15 protein-coding genes are annotated in these 16,074 nt (G+C 38.2%); 3 read left to right on the plus strand and 12 right to left on the minus strand.

Annotated features, from left to right (window positions below):
- Positions 1-152: 152 nt before the first annotated feature.
- Positions 153-1,448, plus strand: a complete 1,296-nt coding sequence (locus ACH6EI_RS17180; RefSeq protein ID WP_108674531.1) for a purine/pyrimidine permease — start codon at positions 153-155, stop codon at positions 1,446-1,448.
- Positions 1,449-1,478: 30 nt separating this feature from the next.
- Here ACH6EI_RS17180 and ACH6EI_RS17185 read toward each other — a convergent pair whose 3' ends face one another.
- The 3 genes from ACH6EI_RS17185 to ACH6EI_RS17195 form a co-directional block, all read right to left on the minus strand.
- The gene (locus ACH6EI_RS17185; protein WP_394530614.1) at positions 1,479-5,684 is read right to left on the minus strand and encodes a tetratricopeptide repeat protein; all 4,206 of its coding nucleotides are present in this window, start codon (positions 5,682-5,684) and stop codon (positions 1,479-1,481) included.
- 167 nt (positions 5,685-5,851) lie between these two features.
- The gene (bcbE, locus tag ACH6EI_RS17190) at positions 5,852-7,093 is read right to left on the minus strand and encodes a bacillibactin exporter BcbE (protein ID WP_028414028.1); all 1,242 of its coding nucleotides are present in this window, start codon (positions 7,091-7,093) and stop codon (positions 5,852-5,854) included.
- Positions 7,094-7,395: 302 nt separating this feature from the next.
- Entirely contained in the window at positions 7,396-7,683 is a 288-nt protein-coding gene (locus tag ACH6EI_RS17195) for a hypothetical protein (protein ID WP_028414029.1), read from the minus strand.
- A gap of 275 nt (positions 7,684-7,958) precedes the next feature.
- On the opposite strand from ACH6EI_RS17195, the gene cspD reads away from it, so the two are divergent.
- Entirely contained in the window at positions 7,959-8,162 is a 204-nt protein-coding gene (gene cspD, locus ACH6EI_RS17200; RefSeq protein WP_013056175.1) for a cold-shock protein CspD, read from the plus strand.
- Between the two features lie 59 nt (positions 8,163-8,221).
- Here cspD and ACH6EI_RS17205 read toward each other — a convergent pair whose 3' ends face one another.
- The 3 genes from ACH6EI_RS17205 to ACH6EI_RS17215 are packed head-to-tail and all read right to left on the minus strand — an operon-like array spanning position 8,222 to position 9,416.
- Positions 8,222-8,494, minus strand: coding sequence for a DUF2564 family protein (locus tag ACH6EI_RS17205; RefSeq protein WP_028414030.1), 273 nt, complete (start codon positions 8,492-8,494; stop codon positions 8,222-8,224).
- Between the two features lie 56 nt (positions 8,495-8,550).
- On the minus strand, positions 8,551-8,733 hold the full coding sequence (locus ACH6EI_RS17210; protein ID WP_013056173.1) for a zinc-finger domain-containing protein: 183 nt from the start codon (positions 8,731-8,733) through the stop codon (positions 8,551-8,553).
- A gap of 29 nt (positions 8,734-8,762) precedes the next feature.
- Positions 8,763-9,416, minus strand: coding sequence for a ribonuclease H family protein (locus tag ACH6EI_RS17215; protein WP_028414031.1), 654 nt, complete (start codon positions 9,414-9,416; stop codon positions 8,763-8,765).
- Positions 9,417-9,635: 219 nt separating this feature from the next.
- Between ACH6EI_RS17215 and ACH6EI_RS17220 the strand changes: the two genes are divergently transcribed.
- On the plus strand, positions 9,636-10,034 hold the full coding sequence (locus tag ACH6EI_RS17220; RefSeq protein WP_028414032.1) for a reverse transcriptase-like protein: 399 nt from the start codon (positions 9,636-9,638) through the stop codon (positions 10,032-10,034).
- A 6-nt stretch (positions 10,035-10,040) separates the two neighbouring features.
- Here ACH6EI_RS17220 and ACH6EI_RS17225 read toward each other — a convergent pair whose 3' ends face one another.
- From ACH6EI_RS17225 to ACH6EI_RS17250, 6 genes are all read right to left on the minus strand, one after another.
- Positions 10,041-10,316 (minus strand): DUF6123 family protein, encoded by a 276-nt coding sequence (locus tag ACH6EI_RS17225; RefSeq protein ID WP_013082383.1) that lies wholly within the window; start codon positions 10,314-10,316, stop codon positions 10,041-10,043.
- 61 nt (positions 10,317-10,377) lie between these two features.
- A complete protein-coding gene (locus ACH6EI_RS17230) occupies positions 10,378-10,839 on the minus strand; it encodes a divergent PAP2 family protein (protein ID WP_013056169.1) in 462 nt (153 codons plus the stop codon).
- Between the two features lie 130 nt (positions 10,840-10,969).
- The gene (locus ACH6EI_RS17235) at positions 10,970-11,284 is read right to left on the minus strand and encodes a hypothetical protein (RefSeq protein ID WP_013056168.1); all 315 of its coding nucleotides are present in this window, start codon (positions 11,282-11,284) and stop codon (positions 10,970-10,972) included.
- Between the two features lie 105 nt (positions 11,285-11,389).
- Positions 11,390-11,647 carry a DUF2533 family protein gene (locus ACH6EI_RS17240; protein WP_013082381.1) on the minus strand — a complete coding sequence of 86 codons (258 nt, stop codon included), beginning with the start codon at positions 11,645-11,647 and terminating at the stop codon, positions 11,390-11,392.
- Entirely contained in the window at positions 11,644-12,417 is a 774-nt protein-coding gene (locus ACH6EI_RS17245) for a nucleotidyltransferase domain-containing protein (RefSeq protein WP_028414034.1), read from the minus strand. Before ACH6EI_RS17245 ends, ACH6EI_RS17240 begins: the two co-directional genes overlap by 4 nt.
- A 5-nt stretch (positions 12,418-12,422) precedes the next feature.
- Positions 12,423-16,040, minus strand: a complete 3,618-nt coding sequence (locus ACH6EI_RS17250; protein WP_205663954.1) for a dynamin family protein — start codon at positions 16,038-16,040, stop codon at positions 12,423-12,425.
- Positions 16,041-16,074: the final 34 nt, after the last annotated feature.

Genomic DNA, 16,074 nt, shown 5'->3' on the forward strand with positions numbered 1-16,074 from the left:
TTCTTTTTACAACAATATATTGAATCTTTTGACATTTTACTCGTCATCCTTTTAACAAGATATCGCTTACAAATTGGAAATCCCATGGTAAAATAATAGAGCAACCTGTTGGTTCATTCAGCCGCTCGTCGGCATTAATTGAGGTGTTAAGAATGTTTCGAGTTTCCATTGCTTCGCTACAATGGTTTTTATTTATGATTTCTAATAGTATGATTGTTCCTATTGTAATTGCTTCTCAGTTTCATTTAAACGCAGCAGATTCTATTCAATTTTTACAGCGAACGTTATTTATTTTGGCTTTATCCGGGCTCTTGCAGGTGTTTATAGGGCATAAATACCCAATCATGGAAGGGCCAGCTGGCGTTTGGTGGGGCGTCTTTTCTCTGTATGCGAGTCTTGGAACCGTTCTGTTTGGTTCTCACTCCGAAACGCTTCGCGTGCTGCAGTTCACCCTTCTTATAAGCGGGATAATTGCTATTTTAATGAGCCTATTTGGTCTCATTGATAAACTAGCAAAATACTTTACTCCAACGGTTACCGGTACATATTTAATTTTATTAGTGACGCAGCTCAGCGGTTCCTTTTTAAAAGGAATGTTTGGCATTACAGAAACGAATTCAGCTATTAAACTTCCAATTGCGCTGACTTCAGCTGCGATTTTGCTGCTGACTTTTTATTTATTATCACACCGGACGTTAAATAAACTCAGCATTATTATTAGTATTGGTGTAGGCTGGGGAGTATTTGCAATGTTAGGGTTAGCTAAACCGATCGAATTTCAGGCGCAGTTATTTTACATACCTAAAGTGTTTGTATTCGGAGCTCCTCGCGTTGAATGGAATATGGTTGTTACTGCTTTTTTTGTAACACTCATTTTAATTACAAACATGCTCGCTTCTATTCGTGTTGTTGAGTCTGTTTATAAACACAAAGGAGAAAAAATTGAAAAAGACAATATTAAACGTTCCGGGATGGTTTCGGGTATAAGCCAGCTGCTTGGAGGATTGTTTTCAGGTGTCGGTGCCGTTCCTATTTCAGGTTCCGGTGGATTTATTTCAGCTACAAATCTTTATAGTCGAGTTCCTTTTATTGTAGCATCGTGTCTTTTGCTTTTTCTGAGTATCTTTACCCCTTTAACGTCCATTATGTCCGCTCTTCCTCCTGCCGTCGGATACGCGGCAATCTTTCCTGTTTTTACAGGTATGATGGCTCTTGGAATTGGAGAATTCAAGCATGCCAAACAGCCCGAAAAAGCAATGAAAAAAGCAGGTATTGCGCTGCTGTCGGGGATAGGGGTTATGTTTTTGCCTTCTCAAGCTTTTTCAACACTTCCTCCTTTAGTTACTACGTTTTTAAGCAACGGATTAGTTCTTGGTACCATTATCATTCTTGCACTGGAAATTTCCAAATCACTTTCGTTGAAAAGACAAGATGCAAAAGAGGGATAAAAAAAGAAGCTGAAACTCAGCTTCTTTTTTTTACCTTTTTACCGTTAATCCTTTTAGTTCATCGTCTTCCATAGCCATTTCATAAAATTCTCCCGTTTCATCGTGCGCTAAAACATAATCCAATTCTTTCTGAGCAGAAGCAGTTTTTCCAAGAACAGCTAGATAGCATGCCAAGTTATAGCGAATAAAAAGATCTTCGTCTCCACTTTCTACTCTGGTTATCATAAGCGAAGCTGCTGCTTCTGTTTCACCTTCTAAATGATACGCGATACCTAAATCGGTATACATCCCTTCATACTCTTGACGCTGTTCAATTGCTATTTGAAGAAGCTGAACAGTTTCATGATAACGTTCCGTTTTATTATACAGTTTTGCTAGTCCTGCATATATGTCAGGCTGATAAATCTCCTGCTGAAGTAATTCTTGAAAAGCTGTCTCTGATTTTTCTACCTCTTCAAGGTTACTCAAAATAAATGCTCGGTATATCTGCAAATCTATATGATTTGGCTGCTGTTTGAGAAGTTTTTGAACTAAGTTTAGCGCTTCATGTGCAGCCTGTTCATTTTCATGGATATTAACGAGTATATTGGCTAAATGATAGGCAACATCAAAATCCCAGCTTTGATGCAGCGATTTTTTCAGCACGGTGATGCTATCTTCAATCAATCCTTTCTCTTCGTAAAAAGCCGCAAATGCATGCACAGCCTCTTTATTATTCCGATCCGTTTTTATGGCAAGTTCATACAGTTCAATCGTTAAGCCAAGCAGCGTAACCGTTTTTGCCTTTGCTTTGAATTTTGCTAAGCTTCGTTTGAAGATAGATCCTTGTTGCTCTTCTACAATCGAATCGGCATACTCATTTAAAGCCTCGGCTGCGTTTTTAAATAACAAACTTTTGCTTTGTTTTTCCATTTTTATCTTTTTTAAATCTGCCGTAAGCCCGGACAGTTTTTTTCCATTTGGAAAGCTAGACATGAACGTTTGAAATAGAGCGTAATCTTCCGGATCCTCACTTAGCAACTCTGTAAGAACTTTTCTAGCTTCTTCATATCTCTGTTCCATGATGAGCCATTTTGCGTGATGATGGCGAATAGCAGGATTCTGTAGATCTAGTTCAAGAGCCTTCTCTAGATACGCTTCAGCCTGTGAAATGTCTCCTTTTAGACGATACACATGAGCCTGGCTGTCAGCGAGCCATTGAGGTAGCACAATTTCCTCTACGCTCTTTAATACCTCTAACAGCTCTTCATACTCTTTCTCTGTTTCACAAAGTGAAGCTACGTGCTCAACGTTTACTTCCATAGGATTCAGCTGTATCCATTGAAGCAGCCAATTTCTTTCAGCCGTTCGATTTTGTTCTTCACAAGCCATTTCGGCAAGCTTCATACAAGCGGCTTCAAATGTTTTATCAAGAGTTAAGCACTTTTGGAAGGCCTCTTTTGCTTCAGTGATGCGATTCATTGATTGATATATTTCACCTAGCCGATAATATGGCAAAGCATCTTGCTTGATACGAAGCGCTTGATGATAAAGTTTCTCACTTTTTGTTAGCTGCTTGACCTGTTCGTATAATATGCCTAAATAGCACATGTACAAAATCTCATTAGGGTGCTCTTGATGTTCTGCAGTTAAAAACTTAATTCCACGAGTCAATAACGCCGTGTCTTCTAAATAACCCGTATATGCTTCTAACACTTCATCTAACGCTGTTTGAGCAAAATGAATTCCTTCTTCATAAAGAGCAAATCCAAACTCTAACGTTTGATTGTCTAGCTCCTTTTGTTTTGCTGCATCTAAAAGCATGCTGCCTGCATCCAACATGACGTCGCTGTTCGATGAAAACTTCTGCGCAATAAGCGTGAGCGTATCAACGGCCGTTAAATGTTCACCTGTTTCTAAATACGCATAAGATAACCCCAAATACATAAGGGCATCTTCCTCTATTTTTAAGCCTTCTTTATACAGAGCAATAGCTTCTTCGTACCTTTGATTCGCGACGTATAAATCGCCTAGTCTTCCTCGAATTGTCATGTCGCCCGGTAGATGCTTCATGCCTTCTTTGAGATAGCTTTCAGCTTCGTCCGTTTTTTCTAGTTGATATTGTAGCAAATCAGCTATCGAAAGATATGGATAAGGAACAGTCGGCAAAAGCTGTTTAGCTACTTGAAACCCCCGGTAAGCTTTACGAAACTTTTTTAAATGTTCATCACAACGGGCTCTTTCAAACCAGCTGTGCGCATCTTTTGGGTTTTCCTTTACTAACTCGTCGAAAAGATTTCTGGCTTCTGCGTATCTTTCTTTCTCCATTAAAATAAGTCCGTGATTGATTTGTGTATAAGATTCATCACTATACATATTTAAGGAAATAGTCGAGCATTCAAAAGCCTTTTCGAGGTTTCCTTGGTACATGTATGCAAGTGCTAGATAGCTCCAGTTCAAATGCTGCTCTACGTCTAATTGCAGCGAGCTGCGCAGTGCTTCAACAGCCTCATCATATTTCTCTTCATCCAGCGCAATTCTTCCTTTAAGATAGTGATAAAAAGAGCTATGCTTTTTGTTATCTATGTGGTGTAACAAGGAAGATGCTCCCTTACTGTCGTCAAGTTTAAAAAAGGCATATGCGGCGTGAAGCTTAAGATAATCATGATTGCTATATTTCTCTAACACATGATTAATACACGTACGAATATAGGCTTCATGCTCTTTTCTGTACAAATGCTTCATACTGTAAATAGCGGAAAATGGAACATGCTCATTTGCTTTTAATAAAGAAACGAGATCGTTAATGTGGGCCTCTTCATCCGCTTCAACTAGTTCGATTAAGTCATACAGCTGACGGATAAACTCATCTTGCTCTTTCGAAAGTGAAGCGAGATCCGCTGCCGCTTTAGAAGCAACAATTGATAAAAACCCCGAATTAGCGTAATGCTGATCAAAATTTTTATATTCTACATATGTTGGACTTAGAAAATTAGCATCTTGTACATGGAAAAGTTCAAGTTCATCATCGTAGCCAAATACAACTTGAACGTGGGAAGCTTGTTCAAATTCCAGACTGACCAAAATAGGCAGCCCTTTGTCTAATAGTTCTTTAAACTGTTCAACTGTGCCTGTGAAAAACATCGCTGCAAAGCCAAGAGATTCAAAGTAGCTCACCGCAGTTGATAATTTGGATCCTAAGCCACCGTAAATACGCGTTCCAATCTCATCCTGTGTTTTTTCGGTATGTAAAAGCCTTAACATCATACTCATACTGGCTGGCACGCAATAATTATCTTTTTGAACGATGGGTACAATCGGAAGCTTGATTGTACTGAATTTATCGTCTGTATGCTTTCCGATTAATTTTTGATAAGGTGAATCTTTTAAACATCGCTTGGTCGAGAGCAGATGCATAAGCTGAGATTGCTGCTGCTGTTCAAAATAAATGTCGGCGCGCAGCAGCGTAAAAAAATCTTGATAATCGTGATAGGGTAACTTTGAGTCGATAAATTCAATCGTTTCAAGCAAGAGAGAATACTCTTTTAAATCTTTTAATCGCATCACTTTATCCATATATAAAGACGGAAGCTGTGGATAGCGAACAATAGCCTCGTTAATTGTTTCAAGCGCTTGTTCATGCTTCCCTTCGTACGCATATAAGTCCGCTAGCATTGCATAGCAAAAATCTCCATTCTCCTTATATGCCGTTCCTTCTTTTAAGCAGGCTTCAGCTTTCATTCTGTCGTTGAGCTGCAAATAAAAATATCCCCATCTGTCAGCCATACCCTTTTGGTTATGTGACGTTACTTGTTTCATCCACTTAGAAGCTTCATCCACTTGTTTCATTTCTAAAAGAATTCTTACCTTTAAAAAATAGATTTTCTCAAGCTGTTCCTTTTTAACTGATTCCGTATCCAGCTGAGAAATTAATAAAGAAAGTCTATCATCAGCGTCGAGTATCTTGCCTTCGCGCAGGAGATCATCGCAATAAAGAGTCACCATTCGAATCGAGCCAAATCGACGATAGCCATATGTCGTTAACATTCGGCTTACACGATTTAATAAAGCCTCATCACAAAAGCGGATAAGCTCGTACAGCTCTTCTTCCGTTTGTAAGTGTGTCAACCATTCTTTCACAATCCCCGCAAGGCTCTTTGGTTGAAGGCTTTGTACTTCTTCTGTTATATACGCTACAAGATCAAATATTTGATAATGATCCACCATGCTTTTTAATTTCTGATAATTTATACTCAATTCAAAACCACCTTATTCAATAAAATAAGAACTATTGCATCTGCTGTCTATAAATTGAAGTATAAGAAATTTCAAGGATTTTTTCTAGACACAATATAAATTTAAGCATATTGACGGGTCTTTAAATAGCAAAGAGCTGTCTTTTATCATAAGACAGCTCCGTAAAATCACACTTCAGCTTTCTTCAGTTTTACGCCGCCTTCAGGTTTTGGTTTGATAGCTTTTAAAACTAAAATGGCACCTACTGCACTAACCCCTAGAGACGTTTGGAACACAGCCATGTCCGACCACTTCATAAGCAATGTATAAAGAGGAGGCCCAGCTGCTACTCCGACAAAGCGCATCGAACTGTAAAGAGACGTAATGGTTCCTCTCTCTTCCTTTTCAATTCCTTCTGTAATAAGTGCATCAAGACTGGGAAGAGCTGCTCCAATTCCAATTCCACCAAGCACTAAAGTGAGTAAAATACTAAAAAGAGACGTATTAAAAAATAAAATGATGAAAGAACATGTTAACAATAAAAAGCCAAAAAAAGCAGACCACTTCATAACGATTTTATTGTTGCCAACTTTTTTCCCCGCCACAAAAGAAGAAATAGATAAAGCGAGCAAAGGAATAGCCATTACCAAGCCTTTTTTCGTATTCACAATATGATAACGCTCCTCTAGTATGGTCGATAGGTAAAATAAAACCCCGAATAATACAAGCATAATAATGGCGCCTAAAATAAAAATAGCCATAAGCCATCCAATATTTTCTTTGAGCGTCTTCTTCAAATCCTTCAAAAACTGCGTGATACTTTTCTTTTTTTGTTCAGATTCAGAAGAACTATCATTTTTCGGAACTTTTACTAAAAAGATAACTAAAAGAATCGAAATAAGGCAAAGAATAGGAATGAACCAAAAAGGAAGAAACCAAATCATAGCCGCTAAAAAAGCTCCCAGTATTGGGCTTAGTACTTTCCCAAACGTATTGGCTGTTTCAATTAAACCTAGTCCTTTTGTAATTTCTTGCTCGTCTTTGAACATATCTCCTACACAAGGCATCACAACAGGCATAGCCCCTGCTGAACCTATTCCTTGAATCGCGCGGCCAATTAAAATAACCCAAAATGGATTGGCCATTTGCCATGAAGCCCAGCCTGTTAAAGCCCCTCCTACTGCAGCAAGCAGCAAACTAGGAATAATAATTTTCTTGCGGCCAAATCGATCTGATAAATAACCAGCAATCGGGATTAAAAAAATAGCGAAAATTGAGTAGACCGTGATAATCATGGATACCTGCAGCGAGCTTATCTGTAGACGTTTTTCAATCACCGGCAACACCGGAATTAACATTGAATTTCCGAGGGTCATGATAAGTGGCACAGAAGCAAGAGCAAGTAAATCCAATTTTTTTCTACTTTCCATAGCGTCCTCCAAACCTTACTTCTAATTAACGTCACAATCACACGTTTTTCAATTTAAGCTTTATAAAACTTCTCGTGTTCATTGATTTCAAAGCTTAACTATCTCATTACATAAGATGATGTGTATCTATATTTTTTAGCTAAAAAGGTAATTGCTATTCATGGTTTCACTGTTCTTCTTTAATTTATTGAACTTTGTTATTTATTCTTGTTAATACTTGTAAAAACACATGTTTTTAATCCCATATATGAAGAAGCGTACGAGTATCTCCGTACGCTTCTTCATATATAGGCGTCATCTTATTACACTACTTCACCTCGATGACCATCTCCATCATACATAAACTGTTTATCAATAATATGTTCGATATATATGGTTGTCAAATCGCTTTTTTTCACTTGAGCTACAATTAATCCTAACGGATCACCAATGGTGAAGCTTGTTCCATTTTGAAACATTAACAGCTGCTCATTTAAATGCAATACGCGCTTATAAATTTGTTCTTTCTCTAGGCTGCTGCGGCTCTTTGCTGCTTCGAGCGTTGAAAATAACAAAATGATTTCTTTTCCATTTATTTGTGTACGATACATACACGACCCACTCCTTATCACCGCGTTAAAATTATGCTGACTATACTTTTATTATAAACTAAATTTTCAGTTATTTTTCATCTCACAAGAAATTTTTTTATTAAAAATAGACTATGTCCACGTTAAATAAAATTTAATTTTCAGAAAAGTTAAATTTTAATATTGAAATTTTATTTCTTCTTATTATATAATATAAACAATCATTTACCTCTATTGGAAATGATAATTCGAGTTTCAGCAGCATGATGCTGCACAGTACTAGGGGGATTCAAGTTATGCAAAATGGTAAAGTAAAATGGTTCAACAATGAAAAAGGCTATGGCTTTATTGAAGTTGAAGGCGGAAGCGACGTATTTGTACATTTTTCTGCCATCCAAAGCGAAGGTTATAAATCCTTGGAAGAAGGACAAGAGGTATCTTTTGAAATTGTAGAAGGCAATAGAGGCCCACAAGCCGCTAATGTCACTAAGCTATCATAAATAGATCTTTTTATTTTATAGTAAAAGAGACTCTTTTCTGAGTCTCTTTTTTGTTATACCTAGCGTTTGGCCTCAGTAAGCTGCTGGTCACATGTTTGAATAGACTGCATGCACTGCTGAAGAAATTGCTCGTCTACTCCTGTGCCATGAGCTTTGGCAGATTGAAGCTGTGCTTTTGCATCATTAAGCGCATTCGTTGCCTCTTCAAGCTGCTGAGGACTCATACTCATCGTAGCTGTCCCAATCATCTTTTGAGCAGATTGAATGGACACTTCTACTTGCTTTAAATCATTATATCCTGTTGTTACTTCTTCATTTGAAAACTTATCCATTGAAAGAACACCTCCATATGGATAGAATGAAGCTGCTGCCGACAAATTATACACGCTTACTTTTTAGTCAGCAAATCTCCATACTGCTTAATCTTTTCTCCTACGGTACACTCTTTAATACAAAACGTCTGAGCGTATGTTTTGCCCTTTTCTTTGTTAAACGTTTTTTTTACAAAACAATCACTACAGTAGTAATCCAATAACTCCGTTACTTCTTCTAATAATTGTTTACGTTCCACTCTCGTTCATCTCCATTTCGTTCTGTGTGTTACACTTGCTTCCTGCTAGCAATTGGTATCCCTTGAAGAGCTTGAGTCGCAAGCTGGTCGGCCTCTTCATTTTCCTTCCTTGAAATAGGCTCATATACCGGTCGGATACCAAGTTCCTGCATTTTATCTTCTATTCGATCTAAGTACCGATTAAACTCTTCTTCGAAACAGGGCCACTCCCCTGCAAGCTGATTTAATACAACCTGAGAGTCACCTCTAAACGTTACCGGTATATGATGAACACCAAGTTCCTCAAGCTCTTGTATTAAATAATAAAAAGCAGCATACTCTGCCTCATTATTTGATTCTATCTCTTGCAGTCTTGAGTTTCGTCGTATTCGGTAAGACTGGTTGTTCTGTTTAAAATAAATCACAACCCCAAGCCCCGCTAAAAGCGTATCATGCTCATAGCCTCCGTCAAAATATGCCACAATATCGTGAGGCTCTGTCTGTACTTCCTGTAAGAGCTTTTTCGCTTCTTTTACAGTCCATTTTTGCTGCTGCTCATCAAGTAGAAAAATTTCCTTCGTTCGACCTGTTTTTTCTAAATCACCCACAATCATTAGCGCCTCATTCGCATCTGTGAAATCGGATGTGAAAATTAACTGTTTATGTTTCGAGGATTTATAATGCCATTCAATTTGGAAATTCATAACGAGCATTCCTTTCATCAGCAATTTTGAATTCAACACTTTTTCTGCTTTTTTGTATTTTATCTTCTATTATGTCTTTTCATGACAGTTTTCTTACCTAATAAGCGGATTTTAGCGTTTATACGTGCTAATATAAAATAGCTGAAGTACTTATGATACAATACTATTGATGAAAAAACATGGTTTAAGCTTATATTGTTTTAACAAGGAGGCTGTATGATGATTGAAGTTTATATAGACGGAGCCACTGCTGGCAACCCTGGTCCTTCTGGAGCTGGTATTTTAATTAAAGGAAATGGTGAACATCATCGTTACGCTATTGCTCTTGGGACAATGACGAATCATGAAGCAGAGTACCATGCACTTCTTCATGCATTAAAAATTTGTTTAGAAAAAAAGTATACGAGCGTATCTTTTCGAACAGACTCTCAGCTAGTAGACCGCGCAATGAACCAAGAACACGTTAAAAATAAAGCGTTTGCTCCTTTACTGGAAGAAGCCCTCAAATTGTCCAGTCAATTTGATTTATTTTTTATAAAGTGGATCCCTAGCTCTCAAAATGCAGGTGCTGATCAGCTGGCCAGACAAGCCATTAATCAAAAAGAAGCAGGAATGTAATCCTGCTTAAATCATACCTGATGACTTTAAATATTGAATGGCTTGTTTTTGATTGCTAATACGATTTGATGTCAAATTCTCGAGGAGCGATACAAAAAAACTGCCGTCAAATTCTTTTTGTACTTTTAGTGTCCATTCAATTGTAAATATGACCATCTCGTCAGCTGCACGCGTATACTGCTGACCAAATGAAATAAATCCACGTGCATCTTCTGCTAAATGAAAGCCTTTTTCTTCAAGATAAAGAAGATACTCTTCAACGGTTTGAGCTGTTTTTGTCACTTTTTCGTCCCATCCTTTTGCAAAGGTTCTTCTTTATCTTAGCTTACTTTTGGCTATTTGACTATGATTTCCCTTCTAAAAAATAGCCAATTGCTCCAAGTGCTACTCCTAAAATGGCTCCGCCAATCACTTCTTCTGGCTGATGACCAAGCATTTCTTTCAAGCGCTGTTCCGTCAAATCGTGAAAGCCTCCGTCTGGAAGACCCGCAAGCTTTTCAATTTCTTCGTCTAACGTATTCACTTTAATAGTAATTTCGCCAGTCTGCCTTCGAATTCCTTGTGCATCGTACATCACAATAATTCCAAAAACAGATGCTAACGCAAAGTCAATCGTAGAAACACCTCTTTTTAATGCTACATAGGTAGCCAAAGAAGATACGCCGGCTGAATGAGAGCTTGGCATTCCACCCGACGCAGCAATCATCCGCATATCCCATTTTCCTGTTTGATACTTTTTAATTGGGATTTTTAAAGCTTGTGCTAAACCGATTGATGAAAGAGCAATGACAATTCCTTTATTCATATTGCTTCACCTCATCTATAGTTTGCGATGGATTGACATCTTGTACCCAAGCAAATATTGCCCAACAAAAAACGCCGGGCTAATCTGCTGACAGAGCAGACTAATCCCGGCGTTTTTGGAAACAGTTCTGTTATTTTTTACGCTTTTTTTGTGCAGCATTATTCATTTTGGCAGATTCAACTTCAGCATAAGAGCCGAATTCTTGTCCATATTGATTATTTGCACTTTTATTAGCTTCTAACTTCTTGTTAACAGAATTATTTTGGTTTTGTTGCACGTTGAACTCAGAAGCAAACTCCCCAGCATAAGTGTCATTTGCACTTTTTGCACGCTTTGCTTTTTGAGCCTGATTTGCTTTAAACTCAGAAGAGAACTCTTGGTTATAATTATGCTTTGCATTGTTATTCGCTTGCGCATTTTTATTACCTAATTTTTGACGACCCATCGCTATCTCCTCCTATTTGTACCTCGTTGGTACACTATTAGTATGGATCAAGCGGCACGTCATATCCTGTTCAAATTAAGGTAAAAACACCAGAGCTTAGCACGTTTATATTCTTGCTACGTACTCTTTAACCATTTCTTCCGTCACTACTTTACGGCCTGGAATGATGGTATATTTTTGAGACAGCTCATTAATTTCTGCTGTTACAGCGTTAATACCGTCTACAGAAAAGGGCTTCCCTTCTTTGCAGAGAAGCACAGCTGCTTCAATAGCTTGCTCACGTCGAGCTTCTAAGCTGGCAAAAGCACGTACTAATTCGTGCTGTTTTTTAGAATGGGCTGAAATTTCTTTATGTACACTCATGTTCGTTCCTCCATTATATTATGCTGAGTTAGTAAAAATAAGTTAATGTCCTCATAACTGATTTGCTTTTCCGGTAATTCTTTTAAGTTTTTTTCTATCGCTGCAGATTCTTTCTTAATGCTATCCAAAAAGTTTTTCATCTTTTCATTAAAAGCGACTTTCCCGCTTATCTTGCATTGTACAAATTGCTCAATGATGGATTGCTGCCTATCGTCGAGATTTGCCTGCTTACATAAATCGGCAAATAAAATGACAGGGAAACTGCGCTGCTTTACTACTACTTTCAGTGATAAAAATGCACGAATCAGTTGGAGCATCACTTTTATATCCTCTATTGTAACAGAAGATGTCAGATTTCTTTTACTATTTATCGTTAAAATTTTAAAATAATGATATCCCAATGCTTTTAAGGAATATGATTGAGCCATCATTTGCCGGAGTGGCTCAGCAAACGATGACCTCTGATAATAAACAAAAGGCGACCATAGCCACTCATAAAGCGAAGGGTTTGATTTTGTAAACAAATAAATGGTTTTGTACAAATCCCACCCTTGCATATCATAATTGCCTTCTGCTACATTAATGACCTCTTGAGGTCTATTGAGATGAAGATAGCGTGATGCTTTATATTTATATATAAAGCGGACGTCAAAATCACTCGCTAACGTGTCGAGTCCGTAAGCACGGCTCCCTGATTCACATGCAAACAAAATTTCTACATTATATTCTTTTTCAATTTCCTGTAAACGTTTATTTATGTGTGTAGACATAAAAATTAATGACCCTTTCTTTCCTCCAATACATGTTCTAGCACCGTCATTGTACTTACCAATTCTTGAATTGGAAATTCTTCAGACACGGCCGCTTGCAGCTGTTTGTAATAATCATACCATTCTTCAGATACAGACTGTTTATGCGCTAAAACGTACTGATTCACTAAATAGGTATAGTGTGAATGAAGAGCAGCTTCTTCTTTCGCAATGTAGTGATTAACATCCGGCTTAATACGTTCTAATAAAGCAGCGTGGAGCTTTGCTTTCTCATTTTTTTCAAAAAAGCTTTTATTGTTTTTATACAGTGAAAGCTCTTTTTGATACGATTCATTCTTATCGAATTGATGACTTGTCACAACTTCGCTGCCATTTGGCGGCTCTAACGAGTTCAACGTTGGAGTAAACGTCGGTTCATAGCGCTGTAGCTTTGTAATGATCAGTCGATGCCAGTCTTCGATTAATTTTACGATGTATTTTTCGATTCGCAAAGTGGTCGCACGCACTTCTTGCGTTGCGTCGAAGGAAATAGACGTTAACAACTCCTGCAAACACAGGCACAGCTGCTTTTGCTTTTCACCTCGATCATCTCTTAAGTTTGCCGGACTGAATGCTTCTTTAAAGAAGTCATCGTACCTCACAAACAGACGTTTTTTCACATAAAATAAGAGCTCTTCTAATTCTCGGTCAAACTGCTGTTGTTCATATTCAAAATGAATTTCATGCAGTTTTGCTGCTACCTGCTCATTTTTTATGTGAAGAGATTGAATGTATCGCTTTTTATCGACTTCTGATTTTGTCTGCACCTGTTTCATTTCATTGGCAACTGCTAAAATTTGTTCGAAATCTGCATAGACACTTTGGATAGCAAGCTCTGGTAATTCATAATTTATGAAGCGGTAAAACGCATTTTTGAATGGCAGAAACATTTTATCCTCGTGGTTTTGCAAAGCCTGCAAGCTTGATACCGGGTATAAGCGCGGAAAGCGTATACCATACTGTTCAAGCTGCTCTTTTACGTACGTCTGAACTAACTGCAGCTCTGTATCCGAGCTGGCTAAGTCCGCTGCATTTACTAAGAAAAACATTTTATCAAGCGCAAATACATCTTTTACACGGCCAAGCTGAATAAGAAATTCTCGGTCAGCTTTTGAAAATGCATGATTATAATACGTTACAAATAAAATGGCATCTGCATTTTTGATATACTCAAACGCTACTCCCGTGTGTCTCGCATTGATTGAATCAGCTCCAGGTGTATCAACAAGCGTAATGCCTAAGCGAGTAAATTCACAGTCATAATACAGGTTAATAAATTGAACAAAACACGCTTTTTCTTCCTTGGCTACATAATCATGAAATCCTTCTGTATCCACTACTACTTCTGAACCGATATGATGCTTGACTTCGCCGTAGCCTTTTTCTACTGCCTGTAAAAACGACAAATGCAGCTGCAGCTCTTCTGTTGCCTGCAGGGTCGGAATAATCGCTAGCGCTTCGTCAATTGTTTCTACTTCATGATGAAACAGCTTAAGTGCACCATTTAAATCTTGGATCATCTGCTCGTTTGTTTTCATTTGCACAACAGCTGTTTTATGCGGCCGTTTTTCTGTTGGAGGCATAATTTTATTGATGGTTGCTGTTGTTGGATTCGGAGATACAGGAAGTAATCTTTCTCCAATCAACGCATTAGCAAAAGATGACTTACCGGCACTGAATGCTCCGAATAAAGCTACGGTAAACGTTTGATTTGATAGCTTTTTACGTTTTTCTTGAAGCCTATTAATAAAGCGGTCTAATTTTCCAAATGAACGGAGCTGTTCGAGAACAGCTGATACATCTTGAAGAACCTTTTCTGTTCCTGTTTCATGCACAGCTTCCTCAGGCTGTGAAACTAACTGCTGCTCACTCGCAGCTTCATGCTTTTCTTCAGCTTTCATGATGCCCGTTTCATATTCTTCTTGTAACATATATGACAACTCGTTTGTATCTTCTAGCGTTAGGTCGTCATCAGTTTGCTGTAAAGATTGAAGCAACGCTTTTGTACGTGCCAGTTTTGCTTTCATTTCCTGAAGAGATGTATACGCTTCTTCAAATGCCTCACATTCCTGCAAGTGTTGAGAAATATTCTCACGCTTTACTTCATCTTGCTCCATTTTGCTCTGTTCGATTTGCGCATAGAGCTCGTATAACAATCGCGTGGCTTTTTTCTTAATGTGATCAGCTACATCTTTTGCGTACGTTAAAACATAATCACCATTAATCGTAGCTCCTGCTTTTACCGTTTCAATTAAGTCATGAGGTTCTAACGGAATTTCAAACTGCTGAACCTGGCGTATAAGATCCGGGTCAGTAAGATTTTGATTTTTCACCAGATCTTGCACATATTGCTGCAAGTGCCACTGCAGCTGAGAGGCTGTTCGTTCTTTCATATCGTCAAAAAATAACGTCAGCCGCTCTTTTTTTACTTCCTCGGTCTTTTTCTTAGCAAATAAAAGACCGACTTTGAAATCAGGCTTTGTCGTTTCTAAAAACAGCCTAGCTTTTTCTCTCATTTCATATGGTGTTAAATTGGCGTTGCTTAGTATCTTGCCTGTTTCTTGTTGGTACGTTTCTGCTAACTGCTTTTCAGCACGCTTTATTTCCGCTTCTTTTTCGAGAAGCTGCTCTTTTTGCTGCTTATTTATTTCATGGTTCTCAAGCGTCAGCTTATGGCGCAGCTCGTCATGAATCGTTAACTTTTCTTCTTCTTGGTCTTCAATAAAGGCAAGGTGATCGTCAATTAACATTTGCATCGCATGTTGAATATGCTGATGTCGGTTTTCTTTTTCCGTCATCATAGCAAGTAATAGAGATTTTACGTACGAAAGGTCATTATGACGGTTGGCTGGCTCTTTTAACGACGTATAGAAGATTCCTTCTGGTCTAACATTCCACTTTAAAAATGACGTTTCTACAGATTCTTTAAATGCTTGAAATGTTAGCTGATCTTCTTGATGTTTATCGATTTGATTTACAATTAAATAAAGCGTTTTATTAGCTTCTTGCAGCTGTTTTGCAAATTGAAGATTTAATTCTGCCTGCACATGATTATAATCCATCACGTAGAAAATAACGTCCGCTAAGTGAAGAGCTGACTCGGTCGATACACGATGCGCATCATCTGTTGAATCAATCCCCGGTGTGTCCATCACCACAACATTTTTAGGAATAGCGTTTGTCTCGATTGATAAATGAATGGACTCTACTTCATCTCCGTCGACAGCAAACTGCTTAATTTGTTCATACTGATAAGGCGCTTCATAACGCACCGGCGGCTGTTTGCGGTAATAAACGGTTGCATGCTCATCCCCCGCCTTTACTGATACTAAGTTTGCGCTTGTCGGAATAGGACTTGCAGGCAAAATTGCTTGCCCCATTAATTCGTTAATCATACTCGATTTCCCCGCCGAAAAATGTCCGCAAAATGCTACAACAAATTCACCGTTCACCCACTTTTTTAACAGCTGTATTGCTTTTGCTGCCTGCTGTTCATCTCCAGCTGCTTGAAATTGCTTATGTAAATGAAAAAGAGATGCTTCCAATTGGAGATTTTCTTGATGTTTCACACTCACTTTACCCATTATTACTCTACCCCTTTTGCCTCATTCAAGACTG

This window comes from Priestia sp. JSM ZJ58 (assembly GCF_044383985.1).
GTDB classification, from domain to species: Bacteria; Bacillota; Bacilli; order Bacillales; family Bacillaceae_H; genus Priestia; species Priestia zanthoxyli.